Origin of the sequence: Microbacterium sp. OVT16B, from assembly GCF_019969705.1 — a bacterium.
In the GTDB taxonomy this organism is placed as follows: Bacteria; Actinomycetota; Actinomycetes; order Actinomycetales; family Microbacteriaceae; genus Microbacterium; species Microbacterium natoriense.
On sequence record NZ_JAHXZA010000001.1, the window covers coordinates 1,653,383 to 1,676,643 of the forward strand.

Below are 23,261 nucleotides of genomic sequence, written 5' to 3' on the forward strand. Positions count from 1 at the left end.
GCATGACCTCTCCCGTTCCTCCCCGTGATAACGACTCGACGATCCTCGACGCGGTGGCCACCGGCATCCCGGCGGCTCTCAGCGATCTCGGGCACCTGGTGCGCATCCCCGGAATGGCGTGGCCGGCGTTCGACCAGTCCCAGCTCGAGCGCAGCGCGGACGCCGTCGCGGCGCTGGCGACGGCGACCGGAGTCTTCGACGAGGTGCGGGTGCTCCGAGCGGCGATCCCGGGAACGGACGAGCACGGGCAGCCCGCGGTCCTCGCGACGCGCGCGGCGCGCGGCGGCAAGCCGACGATCCTGCTCTACGCCCACCACGACGTGCAGCCCCCGGGGGACGACGCGCTGTGGGAGACTCCGCCTTTCGAGCCGACCGTCCGCGACGGACGGCTCTACGGTCGCGGCGCCGCGGACGACAAGGCAGGGATCATGGCGCACATCGCATCGATCCGCGCGGTCGCCGAGGTGCTCGGAGACGACCTCGAGCTCGGCATCGCGATGTTCATCGAGGGGGAGGAGGAGTACGGCTCCCGCTCCTTCGCGCAGTTCCTCTCCGACAACAAGGAGGCCCTGCGGGCCGACGCTATCGTCGTCGCGGACTCGGGCAACTGGGACTCGGTCACCCCCGGACTGACGGTCTCACTCCGGGGCAACGCCCGCTTCACGATGCGCGTCCGCACGCTCGACCACGCATCGCACTCCGGGATGTTCGGGGGAGCGGTGCCCGACGCGATGATGGCGACCGTCCGCCTGCTCGCGACGCTCTGGAACGAGGACGGCTCCGTCGCCGTCGGCGGGATGACCTCCAGGAATGCCGACACGCCCGAGTACTCCGAGGGGACGCTGCGCGATGAGGCAGGACTCCTGCCCGGCACCTCGCCGATCGGCGAAGGCACCATCCTCAGCCGGATCTGGAACAAGCCGTCCGTCACGGTGATCGGCATCGATGCGACGAGTGTCGCCGCGGCATCCAACACCCTTCTCCCCGAGGTCACCGTCGTGATCAGCGCTCGCGTGGCTCCCGGGCAGACGGGCGAGGAGGCCTACCGTGCGCTCGAGGAGCACCTCCGTGCGCACGCCCCGTACGGCGCAGAGCTGACCTTCTCCGACGTCGATCTCGGCAACGGATTCCTCGTCGACACCAGCGGCTGGGCCGTCTCGCTCACCCGCGACGCGATGCGCGACGGCTACGGCGTTCCGCCCGTCGACCTCGGCGTCGGAGGCTCGATCCCGTTCATCGCCGATCTCGTCCGGGAGTTCCCCGCCGCGCAGATCCTGGTCACCGGGGTCGAGGACCCGCACTCCCGCGCGCACAGCCCCAACGAGTCCCTGCACCTCGACACGTTCCGCCACGCGGTCGCCACCGAGGCGCTGATGCTGTCGCGGATGAACGAGATCACCCTCTGAACCGCCCCTCCGGACACGCCGGAGGGTAAAATCGAAGCACCTGCCGTGCGAGCGGCGCCCGTCACAAGGAGCGACATGAGCGACACCACCCTGACAGCAGCAGACACCACCCGCGCACACGGCGTGAGCCTCACCGACGCCGCGGCGACCAAGGTGAAGAACCTTCTCGAGCAGGAGGGCCGCGACGACCTGCGTCTGCGCGTCGCCGTCCAGCCGGGCGGATGCTCGGGCCTGATCTACCAGCTCTACTTCGACGAGCGCTATCTCGAGGGCGACGAGACCGTCGACTTCGACGGCGTCGAGGTCATCATCGACAACATGAGCGTGCCCTATCTGGACGGCGCCTCGATCGACTTCAAGGACACGATCTCGGAGCAGGGCTTCACGATCGACAACCCCAACGCGGCGGGCAGCTGCGCCTGCGGCGACAGCTTCCACTGACCCGATGGGCCTCGGTCAACCTGCGTGGTTGGCATGAATCAGGTGTGAGGTTGCCCTAGACTTGGGTGTGCCCTGTCCGCAATCTGAAAGGTGCATCGTGCCCTCGAAACGCCGCCTTCGTTGGGCCGCACTCCCCATGGGAGTCGTGGCAGCCGTGATCCTGGCGGGATGTACCACCACCGAGCTGAACGGCTACCTGCCGGGCTTCGTGGAGGGTGAGCCTGCGGCCACCAACCAGACCGAGCGCGTGTCGTCTCTCTGGGTCAACTCCTGGATCGTCCTGCTCGCCGTCGGCGTGATCACCTGGGGCCTGATGGCCTGGGCCGCGATCGCCTACCGTCGCCGCAAGGGCCAGACGGGTCTGCCGGTGCAGATGCGCTACAACATGCCGATCGAGATCTTCTACACGATCGTGCCGCTCATCCTCGTCCTGGGCATGTTCTTCTTCACCGCTCGTGACCAGACCGAGATCGAGACGAAGTGGGACAACCCCGACGTCGAGATCACGGCGATCGCCAAGCAGTGGGCGTGGGACTTCCAGTACGACGGCGAGAAGGAGGACAACTCCGACGCCGTCTGGACCATGGGCATCCAGGCCCAGCCCGACGCCGAGGGCAACATCGACCGCTCGACGCTGCCGACCCTGGTGCTCCCGGTCGACCAGAAGGTCACGATCAACCTCCAGTCGCGCGACGTCATCCACTCCTTCTGGATCATCGACTTCCTCTACAAGAAGGACATGTTCATCGGGAGGGACAACTCCTGGTCCTTCATCCCGACCCGCATCGGCGAGTACGACGGCAAGTGCGCAGAGCTCTGCGGCGAGTACCACTCGATGATGGTCTTCAACGTCAAGGTCGTCTCCCAGGCGGACTACGAGGCCTACCTCGAGTCCCTCAAGGAAGAGGGCAACACGGGCGACATCACCGAAGCCTACGATCGCCTGTCGAACTATCCCGGAAAGACCGGCGCGACCGGCACCGAGGAAGGAGAGGAGTAAGCCATGTCGACCACTGAAGCACCCCGCACCGACGAGGCTCCTCGCTCCCGTCCGGCTGCTGTTCCCGCGCGTCAGGCTGCTCTGATGAGCTCCTCGCGCGTCGAGCAGAAGGGCAACATCGTCGTCAAGTGGATCACCTCCACCGACCACAAGACGATCGGGTACATGTACCTCATCGCCTCCGTGCTGTTCTTCCTCCTCGGCGGCGTGATGGCTCTCGTCATCCGCGCCGAGCTGTTCGCGCCGGGCATGCAGATCATCCCGACGAAGGAGCAGTACAACCAGCTGTTCACGATGCACGGCACGATCATGCTGCTGATGTTCGCGACGCCGCTCTTCGCCGGCTTCGCGAACGCGATTCTGCCGCTGCAGATCGGCGCCCCCGACGTCGCGTTCCCGCGTCTGAACGCCTTCGCCTTCTGGCTCTTCCTGTTCGGCTCGACGATCGCCGTCGCCGGCTTCCTCACCCCGCAGGGTGCGGCCTCGTTCGGCTGGTTCGCCTATCAGCCGCTCGCGAGCGCCTCCTTCTCGCCGGGTGCGGGTGGAAACCTCTGGATGCTGGGACTCGGCATCTCCGGTTTCGGCACGATCCTCGGTGCAGTGAACTTCATCACGACGATCATCACGATGCGCGCCCCCGGTATGACCATGTGGCGCATGCCGATCTTCTCGTGGAACACGCTCATCACGAGCCTCCTGATCCTGATGGCGTTCCCCGTGCTCGCCGCGGCGATCTTCGCCGCAGGAGCCGACCGCGTCCTCGGTGCGCACATCTACGACCCGGCCAACGGCGGTGTCCTGCTCTGGCAGCACCTGTTCTGGTTCTTCGGGCACCCTGAGGTGTACATCATCGCGCTGCCGTTCTTCGGCATCGTCTCCGAGATCTTCCCGGTGTTCAGCCGCAAGCCGATCTTCGGATACAAGACCCTCGTCTACGCGACCATCGCGATCGCGGCGCTGTCCGTGGCGGTGTGGGCGCACCACATGTACGTCACAGGCTCCGTGCTCCTGCCGTTCTTCGCCGTCATGACCATGCTCATCGCGGTCCCGACCGGTGTGAAGATCTTCAACTGGATCGGCACGCTGTGGCGCGGCTCGGTGACCTTCGAGACCCCGATGGTCTTCGCCCTCGGCTTCCTCGTCTCGTTCGTCTTCGGTGGTCTGACCGGTGTCATCCTCGCGGCTCCGCCGCTGGACTTCGCCCTCTCCGACTCGTACTTCGTGGTCGCTCACTTCCACTACGTCGTCTTCGGCACCGTCGTCTTCGCGATGTTCGCCGGCTTCTACTTCTGGTGGCCGAAGTGGACCGGCCGGATGCTCAACGAGCGCCTCGGCTACATCCACTTCTGGATGCTGTTCATCGGCTTCCACATGACGTTCCTCATCCAGCACTGGCTGGGCGTCGACGGCATGCCGCGTCGTTATGCCGACTACTCGTCGTACGACAACTGGACGTGGCAGAACCAGGTCTCGACGATCGGTGCGATCATCCTCGGCGCTTCGATGCTGCCGTTCTTCCTGAACGTCTGGATCACGGCACGCAAGGCGCCCAAGGTCACGGTCAACGACCCGTGGGGCTACGGCGGATCGCTCGAGTGGGCGACCTCCTGCCCGCCGCCGCGCCACAACTTCACGTCGATCCCGCGCATCCGCAGCGAGCGTCCCGCGTTCGACCTGAACCACCCGGAGGCGGCCGACTTCCCGGTCGCGGCCGGCGAGCGAGAGGTGCACTGAGCCATGCGCGACAACGTCATCCTCTGGTGGGTCCTCACCGCGTTCTTCGCCCTCATCGGCGTGATCTACACGGGCTGGCACATCCTGGCCACGCCGTCGGACAACTTCGCCGAGCGCATCGAGTGGGTCGGCACGGTCGCCCTGTTCTTCGCGGCGTTCATGGGCGCGATGGTCGCGTTCTACCTCGACCGCACGCACCACGCACAGCAGGGCGAGCTGCCCGAAGACATCCTGACGGCCGACATCGACGACGGCGATCCCGAGCTCGGCGAGTTCAGCCCGTGGTCCTGGTGGCCGCTGGTTCTCGCGGCTTCCGCCGCTGTGTTCGTCGTCGGCCTCGCCGTCGGGCACTTCCTGCTCCCGATCGGTCTCGCGATCTTCGTGGTCGCGATCGTCGGATGGGTCTACGAGTACTACCGCGGCAACTTCGCCCGCTGATCCACATGCGGAAGGCCCCCGGAGACATCTCCGGGGGCCTTCCGCATGTGCGGGGTATGTCCCTCGCGCGTCAGGCTCGAGTGCGTACGCGCGCGATTCCCGTGAGCGGGTCGACGGGACGCCGATGGACTCCGTCTGCGTCTTCGATGGGGTAGCCCTCTCGCACCCAGTACTCGAATCCGCCGATCATCTCGCGGACCTCGTACCCGAGCTTAGAGAACTCGAGGGCCCCCTTGGCGCCGGCGTTGCAACCGGGGCTCCAGCAGTACACGACCACGGGCGCCCCCGCGGGGATCTCGGCAGGCGCGCGGGTGGCGATCTCGCTGTAGTGCATATGGACGGCTCCGGCGACACGACCCTGAGCCCATGCCTCATCGGAGCGGACGTCGATCACGTAGATCGTCTCGCCGGCCGTGCGAGCCGCGTGGACATCGCTGGCATCGGTCTCGTAGGCGAGCTTGGCGGCGTAGTAGTCGGCACGTTCGATCATGCCCTCAGCCTAGAGCGGGGTCCAGCGAGACGTCGCCGACTTTACGGACGCGCGAGCGAGGAATGCTGCCAGTCGCCGAGGCGAGCCGTCATCTGCACGCGCGGACCATGGTCGAAGAGTCCCAGAGCACGCTCCACGTCGACGAGAGACCGCAGGAAGTGCGTGTCAGGATCCGTCTCGATGAAGCCGCAGGAGGCGTAGAACGGTGCGTTCCAGGGGACGTCCGCGTAGGTGCGAAGGGTGACCTCCTCGTATCCGCGCTTCGTCGATTCATCGAGTGCCGTCTGGACCAGACGACGTCCCAGACCCTGACGCGAGAACGACGGGAGAACCGAGAGCTGCTCGAGGTGAGCATGGTCATCGATCTCCAGCACCTGCACGAATCCGACCGCCTCGGCCGTGTCCTGGTTCTCGGCGACCAGGACGAAGCCGGGAGCTGCCTCGCGCTCCGCCGCACTCGTGGCGCCTGGCCAGTCCTGAGCGGCGAAGCGGTCGATCAGGAGCGCGTCCGCAACTGCCTCGATGCGTTCGGTCGCACCGTAGTCTCGGGACTCGGCGAGGCGGATGAGGAAACTCACAGCAGCCCGTCCTTCACCGCGGCGACCGCCTCGATCTCGACGAGCTGATCCGGGTATCCCAGCACGGTCACTCCCAGCAGGGTGCTGGGGACATCGTGGTCGCCGAAAGCGGCGTGCACGACGTCCCAGGCGGCGACGAGGTCGGAGCGAGACGTGGAGGCCACGAGCACGCGCGTGCTGATCACGTCCGTGAGCTCAGCGCCTGCGGCCGTCAGGGCCTCCCTGAGGTTCGTCACACAGCGTGCGGCCTGTGCGGCATGGTCGCCGGGGGAGACGGTGGCTCCGTCGGCGTCCAGAGGGCAGGAGCCGGCGAGGAAGAGGAGCCGCGCATCCGCGGGTGCGGTGGCGGCGTAGGCATACGGAGCATCGGCGAGAGCGGGGGCGCGGAGCAGCTGGACTACAGAGGTCATCGATCCATCCTGTCAGGCCGGGGCGGCGGGGACGAAGAAGGCCCCGGTCGTGCTGAACGGATCAGCACGACCGGGGCCGGGGGAGGAGGCGAGCTTACTCGCCGTCCTCCGACTTCTTGCGAGGCTTCTTCACCGGTTCGGTGGCGATCACCGTGCTCGGCGTGTTCGGAGTCTCGTCGATGTGGGTCTCGTCGGCCGGGGCGAGCGGGGCATCCGGGAATCCGGCACGCTCATGAGCGCCCTGGATCTCGGCGGCCTCGGTCTCATCGGTGTGAGCCGTGACGTGGTGCTGGTGAGCATCGGCCTCGTCGATCTGAGCCTGCGTGAGCGGAGCCAGACGGTCCTCGAAGAACCAACGCGACATGGAGGAGCGCAGGTTCTGCGTCCACGGGATGCGGCCCTTGTCGTTCGGTCGCACGACGAGGGGCTCGTAGCCGTCGATGTCGATGAGCTTCCACCGGTCGTACGTGTCGACCGGCTGGTGCACCTCGATGAACTCGCCGCCGGGGAGGCGGACGATGCGTCCGGATTCGTAGCCGTGCAGGACGATCTCACGATCCTTCTTCTGCAGGGCGATCGCGATGCGCTTGGCGACGAAGTAGCCGAGCACCGGGCCCACGAAGAGCAGCGCCTGCAGGGTGTGGATGACACCCTCCATGGTGAGCATGAAGTGGGTCGCGATGAGGTCGGAGGACGCCGCAGCCCACAGGACCGCGTAGAAGATGACACCGGCCACGCCGATACCCGTGCGGGTCGCCGCGTTGCGGGGGCGCTGAGCGATGTGGTGCTCGCGCTTGTCGCCCGTGACCCAGGCCTCGATGAACGGGTAGATCGCCACGAGCACGATGAACAGTCCGAGGACGATCACCGGAAGCAGGATGCCGAACGACCAGGTGCGGTCGAGGAACACGACGTCGAGGTTCGACGGCGCCAGACGCAGCGCACCATCCGCGAAGCCGATGTACCAGTCAGGCTGGGTTCCGGCCGACACGGGGGACGGGTCGTACGGGCCGTAGTTCCAGATCGGGTTGATCTGGAAGAAGGTCGCGATCAGCACGATGGTGCCGAACACGATGAACAGGTAGCCGCCCATCTTCGACATGTACACCGGCATCATCGGGTAGCCGACGACGTTCTCGTTCGTGCGGCCGGGGCCGGCGAACTGGGTGTGCTTGTTGACGATCATCAGCATCAGGTGCACGACGATCAGACCGATCACCAGGAGCGGCAGCAGCAGGATGTGCAGGGTGTACAGGCGGCCGACGATCGCGGTCCCCGGGAACTCCCCGCCGAAGAGCAGGAAGGAGATCCAAGTGCCCACGAGCGGGAAGCCCTTGATCATGCCGTCGATGATGCGGAGGCCGTTGCCCGAGAGCAGGTCGTCGGGAAGCGAGTAGCCGGTGAAGCCCTCTGCCATCGCGAGGACGAACAGCACGAAGCCGATCACCCAGTTGAGCTCGCGAGGCTTGCGGAACGCGCCGGTGAAGAACACGCGGAGCATGTGCACGCCGATGCCCGCTACGAACACGAGGGCCGCCCAGTGGTGGATCTGGCGGACCAGCAGGCCACCGCGCAGGTCGAAGGAGATGTGCAGCGACGACTCGAGGGCCGCCGACATCTCGATGCCGCGCATCGGCGCATAGGCGCCCGTGTAGTGCGTGGGCACCATGGAGGCCTCGAAGAAGAACGTCAGGAAGGTTCCGGAGAGGAACACCGCGACGAAGCTCCACAGGGCGATCTCGCCGAGCATGAACGACCAGTGGTCGGGGAAGATCTTACGTCCGAGCTCCTTGACGAAGCCGGAGAGGCTGGTGCGCTCGTCGATGTAGTTCGACGCGGCACCGACGAAGCGGCCGCCGAGGGGCGCCTTGGTGTCCTTCTCGTCCTTGGACAGCGTTGCGGTGCTCAATGGCGCTCCCAGAAGCTCGGGCCGACGGGTTCGTGGAAGTCACTGCGTGCGACGAGGTAGCCCTCGTCGTCGACGGTGATGGGCAGCTGAGGCAGCGGACGTGCGGCCGGGCCGAAGATGACCTTGGCGTGATCCGTCACATCGAACTGCGACTGGTGGCAGGGGCAGAGCAGGTGGTGCGTCTGCTGCTCGTAGAGGGCGACGGGGCAGCCGACGTGGGTGCACACCTTCGAGTACGCGACGATGCCGTCGTAGGACCAGTCCTTGCGGTCATCGGCCTCGATCAGTTGCTCCGGGCGGAGGCGCATCATCAGGACGATGGCCTTGGCCTTCTCCTCGAGGTAGCCGTCGTGGTGGCTGAGCTCGGCCAGGTCCTCCGGGATGACGTGGAACGCCGAGCCGAGGGTGACGTCCGCCGCGCGGATCGGAGTGCCGTCGGGATCGCGCACGAGACGCATGCCCTTGTCCCACATGGTCTGCTTGAGCAGGGCCACGGGATCGCCCGCCTCGGGGTCGTCGGGCGTGGAGTGCGGTGCGAGACCGCGGAACAGCGTGACACCGGGGATGATCGACGCGACGATCGCTGCGAACAGCGAGTTGCGGATCATCGTGCGGCGGCCGAAGCCGGACTCCTCGTTGGCGTCGGCGAACGCCTTGACGGCGGCCTCGCGCGTCGAGTCCTTGCCCCGGGTGGGGTGGCGGTACTCGATGTGCTCCTTGTCGCTCATCAGCGCCTTCGACCAGTGGATCGCTCCGAGGCCGAGGGCGAGCAGCGCGAGAGCGATGCCCAGACCGATGAAGAGGTTGTTCTGGCGGATGTCGATCAGCGCGCCGCTCTCGATCGGGAACAGCATGTAGGCGGCGACCGCCCAGATGCTGCCCGCGAGGGAGAGGTAGAACAGGGTGTAGACCGTGCGCACTGCAGCCTTCTCGGCGCGCGGGTCCTTGTCGGTCATCCGCTCGCGGTGCGGCGGCAGCCCCGGGTTCTCCACGGGGTCGCTGACTGCGACGCCCAGCCCCGGAGAGGGCTGGTAGGCCCTGTCAAGAGCCTGCGAGTCGTCGTCGTGTGCCATGGTGCTCCTCGTACGTTCCTCTTCGATGATTAAGCGTCAGTTGGACTTCGCCGTGATCCACACGGTGATGGCGACGAGAGCGCCGATGCCGAAGATCCAGACGAACAGGCCCTCGGACACGGGGCCGAGAGACCCGAGCGTCGCGCCACCGACCTGCACGGACTGCTGCTGGAAGAGCAGCGCGGAGATGATGTCGCGCTTGTCCTCGTCCGAGAGGTTCATGTTGCCGAAGACCGGCATGTTCTGGGGTCCGGTGACCATGGCCGCGTACATGTGCAGCGCGCTGGTCTCGGTGAGCGCGGGGGCGTACTTGCCCTCGGTGAGCGCTCCACCGGCCGCGGCGACGTTGTGGCACATCGCGCAGTTGACACGGAACAGCTCGGCGCCGTGCGCGACGTCTCCCTTGCCGTCGAGGATGCGGTCCTCGGGGAAGGTGGGGCCGGGGGCCTCGGACTGGATGAAGGACGAGATCGCGAGGATCTGGTCCTCCGTGAACTGCGGCTTCTTCTGCGGGGCCTGCGGTCCCTGCATCTGCAGCGGCATGCGTCCGGTCGAGAGCTGGAACTCAGCGGCCAACTCGCCCACGCCGTACAGGCTCGGCCCGTTGGCGGTGCCCTGCATGTCGAGGCCGTGGCAGGTCGCGCAGTTGGCCTGGAACAGCTTCTCGCCGTCTTCGACGGTCAGCGTGGTGGACGCGGAAGCCTTGGTGTCGGTCGCAGCGAACGCCGCCGACGCTCCGGCGTACACGGCGCCGGTGATCATGAGGCCTGCTCCGATGAGGGCCGCGGCAGCCAGGGGACTGCGACGACCGTTCGAACGGCGCTTCTTCTCTCGTGCCATCTCGGGGATCAGCTCCGCTCTTATTTCAGGAAGTAGATAACGATGAACAGCACGATCCAGACGACGTCGACGAAGTGCCAGTAGTAGGACACCACGATCGAGGAGGTCGCCTCCTTGTGCCGGAAGTTCTTCACCGCGTACGCGCGGCCGATGACGAGGAGGAACGCGATCAGGCCACCGGTGACGTGCAGGGCGTGGAAGCCGGTCGTCAGGTAGAAGGCCGAGGCGTAGGAGTCGGCGCTGATGGGCATGCCCTCTGCGACGAGCTGCGCGTACTCCCAGACCTGGCCGGACACGAAGATCGCGCCGAGGGCGAAGGTGAGGAAGAACCACTCGACCATGCCCCAGCCGAACAGGCGGCGGCGGCCGGCCGCGTTCTTCTTGCCCTTGGCGAGGCGGTACGGCTGCAGGTCCTCCGCAGCGAACACACCCATCTGGCAGGTGAACGAGGAGAACACCAGGATGAGGGTGTTCACGAGTGCGTACGGGACGTTCAGCAGCTCGGTGCGCGCCGCCCACAGTTCGGGGGAGGTGCTGCGAAGGGTGAAGTAGATCGCGAAGAGTCCCGCGAAGAACATCACCTCACTGCCGAGCCACACAATGGTTCCGACAGCTACCGGGTTGGGCCGCTTGATCGTTCTCGCCGCCGGGGCATACGTCGCTGAGGTCGTCACCATTCCATTATGGCCGATCCGCGAGCGTGATTCTTGCACCGGGGACCGTCGTTTTGCCGTCCGCAGACTTAGGGGACCCTAAGAAAACACTGCGAATCCTCGGTGAATCCGCGGGAAACAGCGGATGCCGTCGGCATCCGCGATCGTCTCGAACCGCATGCACGTTTTCCCGACGCCGATAGGATCGCACACATGGCTGAATCCCTGACCTGGTCCGATGTGCTCACCACTCTTCTGGAGCGTCGCGATCTCAGCGTCTGGGAGTCGACCTGGGCGATGCGGCAGATCATGCGGGGCGACGTGACCCAGGCGCAGCTCGCCGGCTTCCTCGTCGCCCTCCGTGCGAAGGGCGAGACGATCGACGAGATCGTCGGCTTCCGTGATGCCATCCTCGAAGCAGCCGTGCCGCTGCCCGTGTCGCCGAACGTCCTCGACATCGTGGGGACCGGCGGCGACCGCGTCGGAACCGTGAACGTCTCCACGACCGCGGCGATCATCATCGGTGCGACCGGCATCCCGGTCGTGAAGCACGGGAACAGAGCCGCAAGCTCGGCCTCGGGCTCCTCGGACGTCCTGGGGGCACTGGGGCTGGAGCTGTCGCTCGACCCCGCCGCCGTTGCATCGATCCTCGATCGCACGGGCATCACGTTCGCGTGGGCCGGGGCGTTCCACCCCGGCTTCAAGCACGCGGGACCCGTGCGCGCCGAGCTCGGCGTGCCGACCGTGTTCAACATGCTCGGACCCCTCTGCAACCCTGCGCGTGCCGAAGCCAACGCGGTCGGAGTCGCCCAGATGGAGCGCGTCCCTCTCATCACCGGTGTGTTCCGCACGCGGGGCGCCACTGCGCTGGTCTTCCGCGGCGACGACGGGCTCGACGAGCTCACGACCACCGGACACAGCCGGATCTGGGAGGTCACCCGCGGCGACATCCACGAGCACGACCTCGACCCGCGCGATCTCGGCATCCCGATCGCCGAGCTCGCCGACCTCATCGGCGGATCCCCCGAACACAACGCGGACGTCCTGCGCCGCACGCTCTCGGGCGAGAAGGGCGCTGTGCGCGACATCGTCCTGCTCAACGCCGCAGCCGGCATCGTAGCCTTCGAACTGTCGCAGGACGCCGGACAGGTGCAGCGCCCGATCCTCGAGCGGCTCCGCGAGGGCTACGAGCGCGCGGAGGCCGCCATCGACGACGGGCGGGCCGCAGCCAAGCTCGACCAGTGGATCGGCGTGAGCCGGGAGCTGGCTTCGGCCTGAGGTCCGTCGTGGAACCGATCGCCGCGCTGCTCGAGATCGCCTCTCTGCTGGAGAGGGAGCGCGCGTCTCGCTACCGGGCGAAGGCGTTCCGTGTGGCGGCCGCGGCGCTGGAGGGCCTCCCCGATGACGTGAAGGGCGATCCCACCCGCCTTCGGGCGGTGAAGGGGATCGGCGAGTCCACCTTCGGCGTGATCAGAGAGGCGCAGTCCGGCGCGGTTCCGCGGTATCTCGTGGAGCTCAGGGGAGAGGTCGAACCGGAGATCGTCTCGACGCTCCGCCCCGCGCTTCGCGGCGACCTGCACGCGCACACGGACTGGTCGGACGGGACCACGCCGATCGCGGTGATGGCGGAGGCCGCCCGCGCGCTGGGGCACGAGTACCAGGCGATCACCGATCACTCGCCTCGACTGCGCGTCGCCCGCGGGCTGACGGCCGAGCGTCTCCGGACGCAGATCCCTCTCGTGCGAGCGGAATCGCGAGAGGGCTTCACGCTCCTCGCGGGCATCGAGGTCGACATCCTCGAGGACGGCGCGCTGGACCAGGAGGACTCCCTGCTCGGCGAGCTCGACATCGTGGTCGCCTCGGTCCACTCGAAACTGCGGATGGAAGCGCGGCCGATGACCGCGAGGATGATCGCCGCCGTCTCGCACCCGCGGGTGAACGTGCTGGGCCACTGCACGGGGCGACTCGTGGAAGGCGAGCGCGGAACCAGACCGCCGTCCTCGTTCGACGCCGCGGCCGTCTTCGCCGCGTGCGCGGAGAACGGCGTCGCCGTCGAGATCAACTCGCGACCGGAACGACAGGATCCCCCGGACGAGCTGATCTCGATCGCGCTGGAGGCGGGGTGTCTGTTCTCGATCGACTCCGATGCGCACGCGCCCGGTCAGCTGTCGCTGCTCGACCACGGCGCCCTGCGTGCGGAGCGGGCAGGAGTCCCGGCGAGTCGGATCGTCACCACCTGGGGACTCGAGCGCCTGCTCGCCTGGGCCGACTGAGTCAGCGCGACATCGTCGCGACGGCGGCGACCGCGCGCGTCATCGACCCGCCGAGGTTCCACTTCTCCGCGACGGCGGACGCCGCATCCTCCTCCGCGGGGTCGAGCGGTCGCAGGGGATCCGTCGGCGGCTCGACGTCGAGGGATCTGGCCACCTCGACCACGGTGGGGGCGACGTCGAGGTAGGCGGCCGCCGCGAGGATCTTGGCTCGGACGCCGGCGCTCATGCCTTCGCCCGCCTCAGCCGCCGCGCGGATGCCGTCGAGGTCGCCGTGCGCCTGCAGCAGCGTCGCCGCCGTCTTCTCGCCGACTCCGGCGACACCGGGGAGGCCGTCGGAGGCGTCGCCGCGCATCGTCGCGAAGTCGGCGTACTGCGAGGGGAGGACGCCATACTTCGCCACGACGACGGCATCGGTCACGATCTCGAGGTTGCTCATGCCGCGCGCCGTGTAGATGACGCGGACGTCCCTGCCGTCGTCGACGAGCTGGAACAGGTCGCGGTCACCGGTCACGATGTCGACCGGGATGGCGGACTTGGTGGCGAGGGTGCCGATCACGTCGTCGGCCTCGTGCGCGGCGACGCCCACGATCGGGATGCCGAGGAGCCCAAGGGTCTCGCGGATGAGCGGGATCTGCGCCTCGAGCGGGTCGGGGACCTCTTCGACGTCGGGGCCCGCGGCCACGACCTCGACGACGCGGTGCGTCTTGTAGCTCGGGATGAGGTCGACACGCCACTGCGGGCGCCAGTCGTCGTCCCAGCAGGCGATGATGTGCGTCGGCTCGTAGAGGGTGATCAATTTCGCGATGATGTCGAGCAGGCCGCGGGCGGCGTTGATGGGGGAGCCGTCGGGGGCGGTGACCTTGTCGGGCACTCCGTAGAACGCGCGGAAGTAGAGAGAGGCGGTGTCGAGCAGCATCAGACGATCGGTCACGGAGCACAGTCTTGCATGCGGTGCGGACAACGATGTGAGACGATCGCGGACCGCTCGACACCGGATGGGTATGAAGACCTCCGCCCGTTCCCTGTCCGTCGTCGCAGCGCTCGTCCTCGCCGCATTCGTCTCGGGCTGCGCGTCGGCGCCCGGCGCTGCGCCCACGCATCAGCCGAGCACTCCGGACGGCCAGTCGTCGAAGATCAGCCCCGAGGACGCCCCGCGCGCGGCGTGGTTGGACGCCTCCTCCTTCGTGATCGCGACGCGGGGAGACGGATGCGCACCGGAGATCAGCGATCTCGTCACCGGGGAGCAGCGCATCGAGGTGACTCTCACCGCTCCTGCCGAGGGCGCGTGCGCCGACTCGGAGACGTCGTCGACGATCCACGGCACCTACCTCGGAGTGCCCGCCGGCCTCGACTCCTCGAAGCCGCTCACGATCGCGGTCACGCAGCACGGCGGCGAGGCCACGCTGATCGAGCTCCCCGGACTTCCCCAGGGGGAGATCGCGCCGGCGGACAGGACGCCGCCGCAGCTCCCCGCAGCCGCGTGGATCGGCCAGGGGGAGCTCGCCGTCCTCACCTGGGGCTCCTCGACCTGCGTGCCGGAGTCCGGCGCCGTCGAGGGGAGCGTGCTCACCCTCGACGAGCCGAAGGACGGCGTGTGCACGATGGACCTCGTGCCGCGGATCACCTTCGTGGACGCGCCGGACGTCGCTCCCGACGCCGCGCTCACGCTGGCCGGCTACACGGGGGAGGACGGCGAGCCGATCGTGCTCGCGCTCGTCCCTCGCGCATAGAGATAACGGACCGGCATCCGTCCTCCGGGCATCCGAGATGTCTGATAGCCTGAAGTGTCACTCGTGGCGTGCCTATGCATGCCCTCGTGGCAAGGCAATCAAAATCCAACCGCTGCGAAGCATGCTGTCGGACGTGCGCGTCCGTTGCCCCGCAGCCCGAGTCTCCATTCAACAAGGACAACCCACTACATGACTACCGCAACGACCGCCCCGGCCACCAAGCAGGTCGCCATCAACGACATCGGATCTGCTGAGGACTTCCTGGCCGCGGTCGAGAAGACCCTGAAGTTCTTCAACGACGGCGACATCATCGAAGGCACGATCGTCAAGATCGACCGCGATGAGGTTCTGCTCGACGTCGGGTACAAGACCGAGGGTGTCATCCCCTCGCGCGAGCTCTCCATCAAGCACGACGTCGACCCCAACGAGGTCGTCAAGGTCGGCGACGAGGTCGAGGCTCTCGTTCTCCAGAAGGAGGACAAGGAAGGCCGTCTGATCCTCTCCAAGAAGCGTGCGCAGTACGAGCGCGCCTGGGGAGACGTCGAGAAGATCAAGGAGAACGACGGCGTCGTCACCGGTACCGTCATCGAGGTCGTCAAGGGCGGCCTCATCGTCGACATCGGCCTCCGTGGCTTCCTCCCGGCTTCGCTCATCGAGCTGCGTCGCGTCCGCGACCTCACGCCCTACCTGGGTCAGGAGATCGAGGCGAAGATCCTCGAGCTCGACAAGAACCGCAACAACGTCGTCCTCAGCCGCCGCGCGCTGCTCGAGCAGACGCAGTCGGAGTCGCGCACCACGTTCCTGAACAACCTGCACAAGGGTCAGGTCCGCAAGGGCGTCGTGTCCTCGATCGTCAACTTCGGCGCGTTCGTCGACCTGGGCGGCGTGGACGGCCTCGTGCACGTCTCCGAGCTGTCCTGGAAGCACATCGAGCACGCCTCCGAGGTCGTCGAGGTCGGCCAGGAGGTCACCGTCGAGATCCTCGAGGTCGACCTCGACCGCGAGCGCGTCTCCCTGTCGCTGAAGGCGACGCAGGAGGACCCGTGGCAGGTCTTCGCCCGCACCCACGCGATCGGTCAGGTCACGCCGGGTAAGGTCACCAAGCTCGTCCCGTTCGGTGCGTTCGTGCGCGTCGCAGACGGCATCGAGGGCCTCGTCCACATCTCCGAGCTGTCCAGCAAGCACGTCGAGCTGGCCGAGCAGGTCGTCTCCGTCGGCGAAGAGGTCTTCGTCAAGGTCATCGACATCGACCTCGAGCGTCGCCGCATCTCGCTGTCGCTCAAGCAGGCCAACGAGTCGGTCGACCCCAACGGCACCGAGTTCGACCCGGCGCTGTACGGCATGCTCGCGGAGTACGACGAGAACGGCGAGTACAAGTACCCGGAGGGCTTCGACGCCGAGACCGGTGCGTGGAAGGAAGGCTTCGACGCTCAGCGCGAGGCATGGGAGCAGGAGTACGCAGCTGCTCAGTCCCGCTGGGAGGCTCACAAGGCTCAGGTCGCCAAGGCGGCCGAGGCCGAGGCGGAGGCCGGTGCCGACTTCGGCGGCCAGTCCTTCTCCAGCGAGTCCGCCGGCGCGGGCACGCTTGCTGACGACGAGGCTCTCGCGGCTCTGCGCGAGAAGCTCTCGGGCGGCAACGCGTAAGCATTTCGCTCAGGAACGGGCCGTCACCTTTCGAGGTGGCGGCCCGTTCCGCGTATCGGGCCGACCGGCGCGCACGGGGGATGCCGACGCTCGACAGGTGCGAGGATGGACGTCATGCCCCTCATCGCGCTCACCGGCGGAATCGCGTCCGGAAAGTCGACCATCGCCCGTCGTCTCGCCGAGAAGGGCGCGGTGGTCGTCGACGCCGATCAGATCGTGCGCGACGTGCAGGCGCCGGGCTCACCCGTGCTGCGGGGCATCGAGGAGGCCTTCGGCGAAGACGTCATCGGGGCGGACGGATCACTCGACCGCCCCGCCCTCGGCGCGAAGGTGTTCGGAGACCCGGTGCTCCTCGCGAAGCTGAACGCGATCGTCCACCCCGCGGTGGGCGCCGAGTCCCGGCGCCGGTTCGAGGAAGCCCTCGCCGCGGATCCGGATGCCGTCGTGGTCTACGACGTGCCGCTTCTCGTGGAGGCACGGCCGGACGACCCCTGGGATCTGATCGTCGTCGCCCACGCGCCGGCATCCGTCCGCAGGCAGAGGCTCGTCGAGCTGCGCGGGATGGACGAGCGCGCGGCGCAGGAGCGGATCGATGCGCAGGCATCCGACGATCGGCGTCTCGCCATCGCCGACGTCGTGATCGACACCGCCGGCGACCTCGCGCACACCGAGGAGCAGACGGACGCGCTCTGGGAGCGGATCCGCGCGAAGTGACCTTCTCCGGCCACGTCCCCGGGACGCGCGAGTACCGGCGTCTCATCATCGGCCTGTTCTTCGCCGGGATCGCGACCTTCGCGCAGCTGTACTCCGCTCAGGCCGTCCTTCCGCTCATCTCCGTCGACCTCGAGGTGAGCCCCGCGACCGCGGCGATCACCGTATCGGCCGCCACCCTCGGGCTCGCCGTCGCGGTGATCCCGTGGTCATCCGTGGCGGATCGCATCGGGCGGGTGCCGGCCATGGCGATCGGCGTCCTCACCGCCACCGCGCTCGGACTCCTGGCTCCCCTGAGCGACGGGATCGTGCTGCTCCTGACTCTGCGATTCGCGGAGGGTCTGGCGCTGGGCGCCGTCCCCGCTGTCGCCCTCGCCTATCTCAGCGAGGAGGTCGAGCCCCGTCATGCGGCGGCCGCGGCCGGGAGCTACATCGCCGGCACCACCGTCGGCGGCCTGCTCGGGCGCATCGTGTCGGGAACCGTCGGTGAGGTCGCGGGCTGGCGAGCCGGCGTCTGGGCGGTCGCCGCGGTGTGCGCCGGGGCTGCGGTGCTGTTCCTCTGGCTCACACCCCGCGCGCGCGGCTTCGTCCGGGGGAGGCTGCGCAGCGAGCGCGGTCCCGGCATCCTCGAGCGTCTCCGATCGCCACTGCGCTCGTCGCGGCAGTGGGCTCTGTATGCGCAGGGCTTCCTGCTGATGGGCGCGTTCGTCGCGGTGTACAACTACCTCGGGTTCCACCTCTCGGCCGCTCCCTTCTCCCTGCCGGCGTGGCTCGTGACGCTCCTGTTCCTCGCCTATCTGGCCGGCACCGTCTCCTCGCCGTGGGCGGGTTCCTGGGCGGCCCGGATCGGCCGTTTCCCCGTGCTCGTCCTCTCGATCGCGGTCATGGCGGTCGGCGCTCTGCTGATGCTCGCGCCCTCCGCGGCGATCGTGCTCGCCGGCCTCCTCCTGTTCACGGCCGGCTTCTTCGGCGCGCACGCGATCGCCTCCGGATGGACCCCGGTCGCTGCGGGAGCGGAGAGCAGAGCACAGGCGTCGTCCCTGTACTACTTCGCCTACTACGCCGGATCGAGCCTGTTCGGCTGGGCGCTCGGGCTGGTGTTCGGAGCGGTCGCGTGGGGATGGTTCATCGTCGCCGTCGTGTCCATGTGCGCGCTGGCGGCGTCGGCCGCGGTCGCAGCGCTCAGGGCGACGCCGACGGGTCGGCCCTGACCGCGATCCTCTGCGAGCATGGAGACATGCAGACGCAGTATCTCGACGCCTACGACCGCCAGCTCCGCACAGGACCGGAGACCGCGCACGCGGAGCGGGTCGTGCAGCTCGGACCGCTGAGCCTCGCGACCTTCCACGGCGGGCGAGGCTTCATCACGTACGCGGACCTCGGGGGAGCGGATGCCGACGGCATCCGCGAGCTGGTGGAGGGAGGGCTCGCGCACTTCGCCGACAGGGCGGAGGTCGCGGAGGTGGAGTGGAAGACTCGAGGGCACGACACGGCTCCCGGTCTCCACGAGGCCCTGCTGGCAGCGGGATTCGTGCCGGAGGAGCCGGAGTCGATCATGATTGGCGAGGCCGCTCTGCTCGCCCAGGACGTCGTCATCCCCGGTGAGGTGACGATCCGCCGCGCGTTCTCGGAGGACGAGGTGCTCGCCGCCGGCGAGATGCAGGGGCGCGTCTTCGACGATGGGGACTGGCGTTCGCGCGCCGAGTCGCTGATCGAACGCATGCGGGTCGACGACACGGTGGAGCTGTGGATCGCGGTCGTCGACGGCGAGGTGGTCAGCGCGGGGCGGTTGGAGCCCGTCGTCGGAACCGAGTTCGCCGGTCTGTGGGGCGGCTCGACCCTCGAGGAGTGGCGGGGCCGCGGCATCTATCGCGCGCTCACCGCCGAGCGGGCCCGATCCGCTCTGGCCCGCGGCGTCCGCTACCTGCAGTCGGACTCGACGGAGTTCTCCCGCCCGATCCTGGAGAGATCGGGACTCGTGAAGGTCTCGACCACGACGCCCTACGTGTGGGCGCGCCCGGCGGACTGATCCGAGCGCTCCCGCCGGCGCCGTGCGCGGCGCCTCACCGCAGCCACGATGATCACGATCAGCCCGACGAGCAGCACCCCTGCGAGGACGGGGATCACGATCGCGGCGGCCGCGAGGGCGAAGGAGGCTCCGTCCTCCGCGGTGCTGAGGACGGGCGCGGCGAGTCCTCCGGTCGTGGCGTTCGCGGCGACGCGCGCCGTGGCCTTGACGACGTGGACGACGAGCGCGATCGCGATGCCGACGACGACGGGGACCCAGGTGTTCTCGGAGAAGAAGGATGCGGGGTCGTCGACGGCGATCGTCTGCGCGCTGGAGCCGGCGCCGAACGCGATGCCACCAGCCGCAGGCCGCAGGATGCTCTGGACGACGTCGTTGACCGAGTCGAGCGCGGGGATCTTGTCGGCCACGATCTCGAGCAGCAGGAGCGCTCCGATGATCCACAGTGCGAGATCGCCCGACAGCCACGACCAGGTGGCCGGGAGCTGCACCGCCGGCAGCACGCGGTCGGCGAGACCGAGCAGGAACAGCGGCATCCAGGCGTTGAGGCCGGCGGATGCCGCGAGGCTGGTGCCGATGACGAACTCGATCACCCCCTCAGACTAGGCGGAGCCGGCCTCGATGTCCGTGGTCCCGCCTACGCTGGAGGTATGCAACCCACGCGCAGTGTCCGTCCGTTCGAGGTCATCAGCGAGTACGTCCCGGCCGGTGATCAGCCGAAGGCGATCGCCGACCTCGCCGCGCGGATCAACGCGGGCGAGACCGACATCGTGCTGCTCGGCGCAACAGGCACCGGAAAGTCGGCCACGACGGCGTGGCTCATCGAGCAGGTGCAGCGTCCGACTCTCGTGCTGGCGCACAACAAGACGCTCGCGGCGCAGCTCGCCAACGAGTTCCGTGAGCTCATGCCCAACAACGCCGTCGAGTACTTCGTCTCGTACTACGACTACTACCAGCCAGAGGCCTACGTGCCGCAGACGGACACCTTCATCGAGAAGGACTCGTCGATCAACTCCGAGGTCGAGCGGCTGCGGCACTCGACGACGAACTCGCTGCTCAGCCGTCGCGACGTCGTCGTGGTGTCGACCGTGTCGTGCATCTACGGCCTCGGCGCCCCGGAGGAGTACCTCCGTGCCATGGTCGCCCTGCAGGTGGGGGAGCGCTACGACCGCGACGCCCTGATCCGCCAGTTCATCGCGATGCAGTACAACCGCAATGACGTCGACTTCTCCCGCGGCAACTTCCGGGTCCGCGGCGACACGATCGAGATCATCCCCGTGTACGAGGAGCACGCGATCCGCATCGAGCTCTTCGGCGACGAGATCGAGGCGCTGTACTCCCTGCACCCGCTCACGGGCGAGGTCATCGAGAAGCTCGACGCCGTGCCGATCTTCCCCGCATCCCACTACGTCGCCGGCACCGACGTCATCCAGCGCTCCATCGGCACGATCGAGGCGGAGCTGGAGGAGCGGCTCGCCGAGTTCGAGAAGCAGGGCAAGCTCCTCGAGGCCCAGCGCCTGCGCATGCGGACGACCTTCGACCTCGAGATGCTGCAGCAGCTCGGATTCTGCTCCGGCATCGAGAACTACTCGCGCCACATGGACGGGCGCGAGGCCGGGGAGCCGCCGCACACTCTGCTCGACTTCTTCCCCGACGATTTCCTCCTGGTCATCGACGAGTCGCACGTCACCGTGCCGCAGATCGGCGCGATGTACGAGGGCGACGCCTCGCGCAAGCGCACGCTCGTCGATCATGGCTTCCGTCTTCCGAGCGCCATGGACAACAGGCCGCTGCGGTGGGACGAGTTCAAGAACCGCATCGGTCAGACCGTCTACCTCTCGGCGACCCCGGGCAAGTACGAGATGGGCATCGCCGACGGCGTGGTCGAGCAGATCATCCGCCCCACCGGGCTCGTCGACCCGCACATCATCGTGAAGCCGTCGAAGGGGCAGATCGACGACCTCCTCGAGGAGATCAGGATCCGCGCCCAGAAGGACGAGCGTGTCCTCGTCACCACCCTCACCAAGAAGATGGCCGAGGAGCTCACCGACTTCCTGGGCGAGCACGGGGTCCGCGTGCGCTATCTGCACTCCGACGTCGACACGCTCCGACGAGTGGAGCTGCTCAGCGAGCTCAGGGCGGGCGTCTACGACGTGCTGGTCGGCATCAACCTTCTTCGCGAGGGTCTCGACCTGCCAGAAGTGTCGCTGGTCGCGATCCTCGACGCCGACAAGGAGGGCTTCCTCCGTTCGGGGACCTCCCTGATCCAGACGATCGGGCGCGCAGCCCGCAACGTCTCCGGCGAGGTGCACATGTACGCCGACAACATGACCGACTCGATGGCCAAGGCGATCGAGGAGACCGATCGGCGCCGCGACAAGCAGATCGCGTACAACACCGAGCACGGGATCGACCCGCAGCCGCTGCGCAAGCGGATCGCCGACATCACCGAGGTCCTCGCCCGCGAAGGGGCCGACACGGCCGACATGATGTCGAGTCGAGGACGAGCCACGGGCAAGGGCAAGTCGCCGACGCCGAACCTGCGACGCACGGGCATCGCCGCCGAAGGAGCGCTGCAGCTGGAGGCGACCATCCAGGATCTCTCCGATCAGATGCTGGCCGCCGCCGGAGAGCTGAAGTTCGAGCTCGCCGGGCGGCTTCGCGATGAGGTGCAGGATCTGAAGAAGGAGCTGCGCGCCATGGAGCGCGCCGGACACGCCTGATCGGCGGAGATCTGGACAGAGAGCGCGAGAGGGCACGACCTCTCGCCGGCTCGACGAGGAGAGGCACGCGATGGACGCGCCAGGAGAAGAGCTCGCCGATCGCATCCGTGCGCTCATGGGAGCGGATCCGTCGATCGAGGAGAAGCGGATGTTCGGAAGCCGGGCTTTCCTGATGGACGGCCGCATCCTGGTGGGTGCGCGCAAGGGCGGGGTGCTGCTGGTGCGGGTGTCGGAGGAGCAGGGCGCCGCGCTGGCGGTGAGGCCGGGAGTCGCCCGGGCCGTGATGGGCGCCAAGACGATGAGTGCGAGCTGGCTGGACGTCGACGCCGTCACCGTGGCCGATGACGACGCTCTCATGTTCTGGATCGACGCCGCCAGGGAGGAATCGACGGGTCGCCCGTGAACGGAACGTCCTGCGAGAGGGCGCGCGAGTTCAGGGGCAGTGCATGAGGGGCTTCGGGCCCGAGCGGTCGATCTCGTGCTCCGTCATCGGCGCGCCGCACAGCGGGCACGCACGTTCGGCGCGTTCGGCGGCGCTGGGCGGAGGCGTCTTCTCGTACGGGCCCACCGAGGCGGGGCCGGCGAAGCGGATCAGGTTCGTGTTGAACCAGGCGTAGAGACCGCCCGCCTCGCGGATGCGGGTGCGAAAGGGAGCGCGATCGGAGTTCGTTGCCATGTTCATTAGTGTACTAACTATTAGTGCCTATGTATACTCGGAGCCGTGACGGCATCCGATGACCTGCTCAAGCTCGAGAACCAACTGTGCTTCGCCGTGGTCACGGCCGCGCGCAACGTGGTGGCGATCTACCGTCCGATCCTCGAACCCCTCGGCCTCACGCACCCGCAGTATCTCGTCATGCTCGCGCTCTGGGAGCGGGCGCCTCGCACCCTCGCCGACCTCGCCGCCGATCTCGCCATGGAGCCGGCCACCGCGTCGCCGTTGGTCAAGCGCCTCGAGGCGGACGGACTCGTCACCCGACAGCGCAGCCCGCAGGACGAGAGGCGGCTGGAGATCGCGCTGACGGATGCCGGCGCCGCACTGCGGGAACGGGCTCTCGACGTTCCGCATCAGGTCATGGCCGCCGTCGACATGGACATCTCGCAGGTGTCCGTCTTGAGAGACGGCCTGTCGGCCTTCGCGGGTCGGCGCGTCACAGAGCTGTCCGGGGCCTAGCCTCGGCG

At 67.8% G+C, this 23,261-nt stretch carries 25 protein-coding genes; 15 read left to right on the forward strand and 10 right to left on the reverse strand.

Features of this window, described 5'->3' with window-relative positions:
• Window positions 1-2: 2 nt before the first annotated feature.
• The 5 genes from LC438_RS07780 (at window position 3) to LC438_RS07800 (ending at window position 5,019) form a co-directional block, all read left to right on the forward strand.
• On the forward strand, window positions 3-1,406 hold the full coding sequence (locus tag LC438_RS07780) for a dipeptidase (RefSeq protein ID WP_223586263.1): 1,404 nt from the start codon (window positions 3-5) through the stop codon (window positions 1,404-1,406).
• A 75-nt stretch (window positions 1,407-1,481) separates the two neighbouring features.
• Complete coding sequence (erpA, locus tag LC438_RS07785; RefSeq protein WP_105676429.1) at window positions 1,482-1,847, forward strand: iron-sulfur cluster insertion protein ErpA; 366 nt, start codon at window positions 1,482-1,484, stop codon at window positions 1,845-1,847.
• A 97-nt stretch (window positions 1,848-1,944) separates the two neighbouring features.
• Window positions 1,945-2,847 (forward strand): cytochrome c oxidase subunit II, encoded by a 903-nt coding sequence (gene coxB / locus LC438_RS07790; RefSeq protein ID WP_223586264.1) that lies wholly within the window; start codon window positions 1,945-1,947, stop codon window positions 2,845-2,847.
• 3 nt (window positions 2,848-2,850) lie between these two features.
• Entirely contained in the window at window positions 2,851-4,581 is a 1,731-nt protein-coding gene (gene ctaD / locus LC438_RS07795; protein ID WP_223586265.1) for a cytochrome c oxidase subunit I, read from the forward strand.
• A 3-nt stretch (window positions 4,582-4,584) separates the two neighbouring features.
• Complete coding sequence (locus LC438_RS07800) at window positions 4,585-5,019, forward strand: cytochrome c oxidase subunit 4 (protein WP_105676426.1); 435 nt, start codon at window positions 4,585-4,587, stop codon at window positions 5,017-5,019.
• Window positions 5,020-5,089: 70 nt separating this feature from the next.
• On the opposite strand, the gene LC438_RS07805 is transcribed toward LC438_RS07800, so the two are convergent.
• The 7 genes from LC438_RS07805 to LC438_RS07835 form a co-directional block, all read right to left on the reverse strand.
• Window positions 5,090-5,509, reverse strand: a complete 420-nt coding sequence (locus LC438_RS07805; protein ID WP_105676425.1) for a rhodanese-like domain-containing protein — start codon at window positions 5,507-5,509, stop codon at window positions 5,090-5,092.
• A gap of 41 nt (window positions 5,510-5,550) precedes the next feature.
• Window positions 5,551-6,087 (reverse strand): GNAT family N-acetyltransferase, encoded by a 537-nt coding sequence (locus tag LC438_RS07810; protein ID WP_223586266.1) that lies wholly within the window; start codon window positions 6,085-6,087, stop codon window positions 5,551-5,553.
• Window positions 6,084-6,497, reverse strand: a complete 414-nt coding sequence (locus tag LC438_RS07815) for a RidA family protein (protein WP_105676423.1) — start codon at window positions 6,495-6,497, stop codon at window positions 6,084-6,086. The genes LC438_RS07810 and LC438_RS07815 overlap by 4 nt, the downstream gene beginning before the upstream one ends.
• 94 nt (window positions 6,498-6,591) lie before the next feature.
• A complete protein-coding gene (locus LC438_RS07820) occupies window positions 6,592-8,406 on the reverse strand; it encodes a cytochrome bc complex cytochrome b subunit (RefSeq protein ID WP_105674382.1) in 1,815 nt (604 codons plus the stop codon).
• Window positions 8,403-9,479 carry a ubiquinol-cytochrome c reductase iron-sulfur subunit gene (locus tag LC438_RS07825; protein WP_105674384.1) on the reverse strand — a complete coding sequence of 359 codons (1,077 nt, stop codon included), beginning with the start codon at window positions 9,477-9,479 and terminating at the stop codon, window positions 8,403-8,405. The genes LC438_RS07820 and LC438_RS07825 overlap by 4 nt, the downstream gene beginning before the upstream one ends.
• A gap of 36 nt (window positions 9,480-9,515) precedes the next feature.
• Window positions 9,516-10,319 (reverse strand): c-type cytochrome, encoded by an 804-nt coding sequence (locus LC438_RS07830; protein WP_105674386.1) that lies wholly within the window; start codon window positions 10,317-10,319, stop codon window positions 9,516-9,518.
• A 20-nt stretch (window positions 10,320-10,339) separates the two neighbouring features.
• Complete coding sequence (locus tag LC438_RS07835; protein ID WP_105674388.1) at window positions 10,340-10,996, reverse strand: heme-copper oxidase subunit III; 657 nt, start codon at window positions 10,994-10,996, stop codon at window positions 10,340-10,342.
• Between the two features lie 189 nt (window positions 10,997-11,185).
• Between LC438_RS07835 and trpD the strand changes: the two genes are divergently transcribed.
• Entirely contained in the window at window positions 11,186-12,250 is a 1,065-nt protein-coding gene (gene trpD, locus LC438_RS07840) for an anthranilate phosphoribosyltransferase (protein WP_105674390.1), read from the forward strand.
• Window positions 12,251-12,258: 8 nt separating this feature from the next.
• Window positions 12,259-13,245 (forward strand): PHP domain-containing protein, encoded by a 987-nt coding sequence (locus LC438_RS07845; RefSeq protein WP_105674540.1) that lies wholly within the window; start codon window positions 12,259-12,261, stop codon window positions 13,243-13,245.
• A 1-nt stretch (window position 13,246) separates the two neighbouring features.
• Here the strand turns inward: LC438_RS07845 and LC438_RS07850 are convergent, their stop codons facing one another.
• Complete coding sequence (locus LC438_RS07850; protein WP_223586267.1) at window positions 13,247-14,176, reverse strand: 5'-3' exonuclease; 930 nt, start codon at window positions 14,174-14,176, stop codon at window positions 13,247-13,249.
• Window positions 14,177-14,246: 70 nt separating this feature from the next.
• Between LC438_RS07850 and LC438_RS07855 the strand changes: the two genes are divergently transcribed.
• The 5 genes from LC438_RS07855 (at window position 14,247) to LC438_RS07875 (ending at window position 19,359) form a co-directional block, all read left to right on the forward strand.
• Complete coding sequence (locus tag LC438_RS07855) at window positions 14,247-14,975, forward strand: hypothetical protein (protein WP_223586268.1); 729 nt, start codon at window positions 14,247-14,249, stop codon at window positions 14,973-14,975.
• A gap of 189 nt (window positions 14,976-15,164) precedes the next feature.
• Window positions 15,165-16,619 carry a 30S ribosomal protein S1 gene (gene rpsA / locus LC438_RS07860; protein ID WP_105674396.1) on the forward strand — a complete coding sequence of 485 codons (1,455 nt, stop codon included), beginning with the start codon at window positions 15,165-15,167 and terminating at the stop codon, window positions 16,617-16,619.
• 114 nt (window positions 16,620-16,733) lie between these two features.
• Complete coding sequence (gene coaE, locus LC438_RS07865) at window positions 16,734-17,333, forward strand: dephospho-CoA kinase (protein ID WP_105674398.1); 600 nt, start codon at window positions 16,734-16,736, stop codon at window positions 17,331-17,333.
• Window positions 17,330-18,541: an MFS transporter gene (locus tag LC438_RS07870; RefSeq protein WP_223586269.1), complete on the forward strand. Its 1,212-nt coding sequence runs from the start codon at window positions 17,330-17,332 to the stop codon at window positions 18,539-18,541. The genes coaE and LC438_RS07870 overlap by 4 nt, the downstream gene beginning before the upstream one ends.
• A gap of 26 nt (window positions 18,542-18,567) precedes the next feature.
• A complete protein-coding gene (locus LC438_RS07875) occupies window positions 18,568-19,359 on the forward strand; it encodes a GNAT family N-acetyltransferase (RefSeq protein WP_223586270.1) in 792 nt (263 codons plus the stop codon).
• Here the strand turns inward: LC438_RS07875 and LC438_RS07880 are convergent.
• Window positions 19,332-19,949, reverse strand: coding sequence for a DUF4126 domain-containing protein (locus LC438_RS07880; RefSeq protein ID WP_105674401.1), 618 nt, complete (start codon window positions 19,947-19,949; stop codon window positions 19,332-19,334). The genes LC438_RS07875 and LC438_RS07880 overlap by 28 nt on opposite strands.
• A gap of 57 nt (window positions 19,950-20,006) precedes the next feature.
• Between LC438_RS07880 and uvrB the strand changes: the two genes are divergently transcribed.
• Both uvrB and LC438_RS07890 read left to right on the forward strand, forming a co-directional pair.
• Complete coding sequence (gene uvrB, locus LC438_RS07885) at window positions 20,007-22,079, forward strand: excinuclease ABC subunit UvrB (RefSeq protein WP_223586271.1); 2,073 nt, start codon at window positions 20,007-20,009, stop codon at window positions 22,077-22,079.
• Between the two features lie 70 nt (window positions 22,080-22,149).
• On the forward strand, window positions 22,150-22,482 hold the full coding sequence (locus LC438_RS07890) for a TfoX/Sxy family protein (protein WP_223586272.1): 333 nt from the start codon (window positions 22,150-22,152) through the stop codon (window positions 22,480-22,482).
• A gap of 30 nt (window positions 22,483-22,512) precedes the next feature.
• Here LC438_RS07890 and LC438_RS07895 read toward each other — a convergent pair whose 3' ends face one another.
• Complete coding sequence (locus LC438_RS07895; protein WP_374197874.1) at window positions 22,513-22,755, reverse strand: hypothetical protein; 243 nt, start codon at window positions 22,753-22,755, stop codon at window positions 22,513-22,515.
• 45 nt (window positions 22,756-22,800) lie between these two features.
• Between LC438_RS07895 and LC438_RS07900 the strand changes: the two genes are divergently transcribed.
• Window positions 22,801-23,253 (forward strand): MarR family winged helix-turn-helix transcriptional regulator, encoded by a 453-nt coding sequence (locus LC438_RS07900; protein ID WP_105674407.1) that lies wholly within the window; start codon window positions 22,801-22,803, stop codon window positions 23,251-23,253.
• Window positions 23,254-23,261 lie beyond the last annotated feature (8 nt).

Coding starts and splice junctions, on each gene's coding strand:
- LC438_RS07855 (WP_223586268.1), top strand. CDS start 14,247: ATGAAGACCTCCGCCCGTTCCCTGTCCGTCGTCGCAGCGCTCGTCCTC.
- LC438_RS07875 (WP_223586270.1), top strand. CDS start 18,568: ATGCAGACGCAGTATCTCGACGCCTACGACCGCCAGCTCCGCACAGGA.
- coaE (WP_105674398.1), top strand. CDS start 16,734: ATGCCCCTCATCGCGCTCACCGGCGGAATCGCGTCCGGAAAGTCGACC.
- LC438_RS07830 (WP_105674386.1), bottom strand. CDS start 10,319: ATGGCACGAGAGAAGAAGCGCCGTTCGAACGGTCGTCGCAGTCCCCTG.
- rpsA (WP_105674396.1), top strand. CDS start 15,165: ATGACTACCGCAACGACCGCCCCGGCCACCAAGCAGGTCGCCATCAAC.
- LC438_RS07825 (WP_105674384.1), bottom strand. CDS start 9,479: ATGGCACACGACGACGACTCGCAGGCTCTTGACAGGGCCTACCAGCCC.
- LC438_RS07800 (WP_105676426.1), top strand. CDS start 4,585: ATGCGCGACAACGTCATCCTCTGGTGGGTCCTCACCGCGTTCTTCGCC.
- erpA (WP_105676429.1), top strand. CDS start 1,482: ATGAGCGACACCACCCTGACAGCAGCAGACACCACCCGCGCACACGGC.
- LC438_RS07835 (WP_105674388.1), bottom strand. CDS start 10,996: ATGGTGACGACCTCAGCGACGTATGCCCCGGCGGCGAGAACGATCAAG.
- LC438_RS07895 (WP_374197874.1), bottom strand. CDS start 22,755: ATGGCAACGAACTCCGATCGCGCTCCCTTTCGCACCCGCATCCGCGAG.
- uvrB (WP_223586271.1), top strand. CDS start 20,007: ATGCAACCCACGCGCAGTGTCCGTCCGTTCGAGGTCATCAGCGAGTAC.
- LC438_RS07815 (WP_105676423.1), bottom strand. CDS start 6,497: ATGACCTCTGTAGTCCAGCTGCTCCGCGCCCCCGCTCTCGCCGATGCT.
- trpD (WP_105674390.1), top strand. CDS start 11,186: ATGGCTGAATCCCTGACCTGGTCCGATGTGCTCACCACTCTTCTGGAG.
- LC438_RS07805 (WP_105676425.1), bottom strand. CDS start 5,509: ATGATCGAACGTGCCGACTACTACGCCGCCAAGCTCGCCTACGAGACC.
- LC438_RS07780 (WP_223586263.1), top strand. CDS start 3: ATGACCTCTCCCGTTCCTCCCCGTGATAACGACTCGACGATCCTCGAC.
- LC438_RS07890 (WP_223586272.1), top strand. CDS start 22,150: ATGGACGCGCCAGGAGAAGAGCTCGCCGATCGCATCCGTGCGCTCATG.
- ctaD (WP_223586265.1), top strand. CDS start 2,851: ATGTCGACCACTGAAGCACCCCGCACCGACGAGGCTCCTCGCTCCCGT.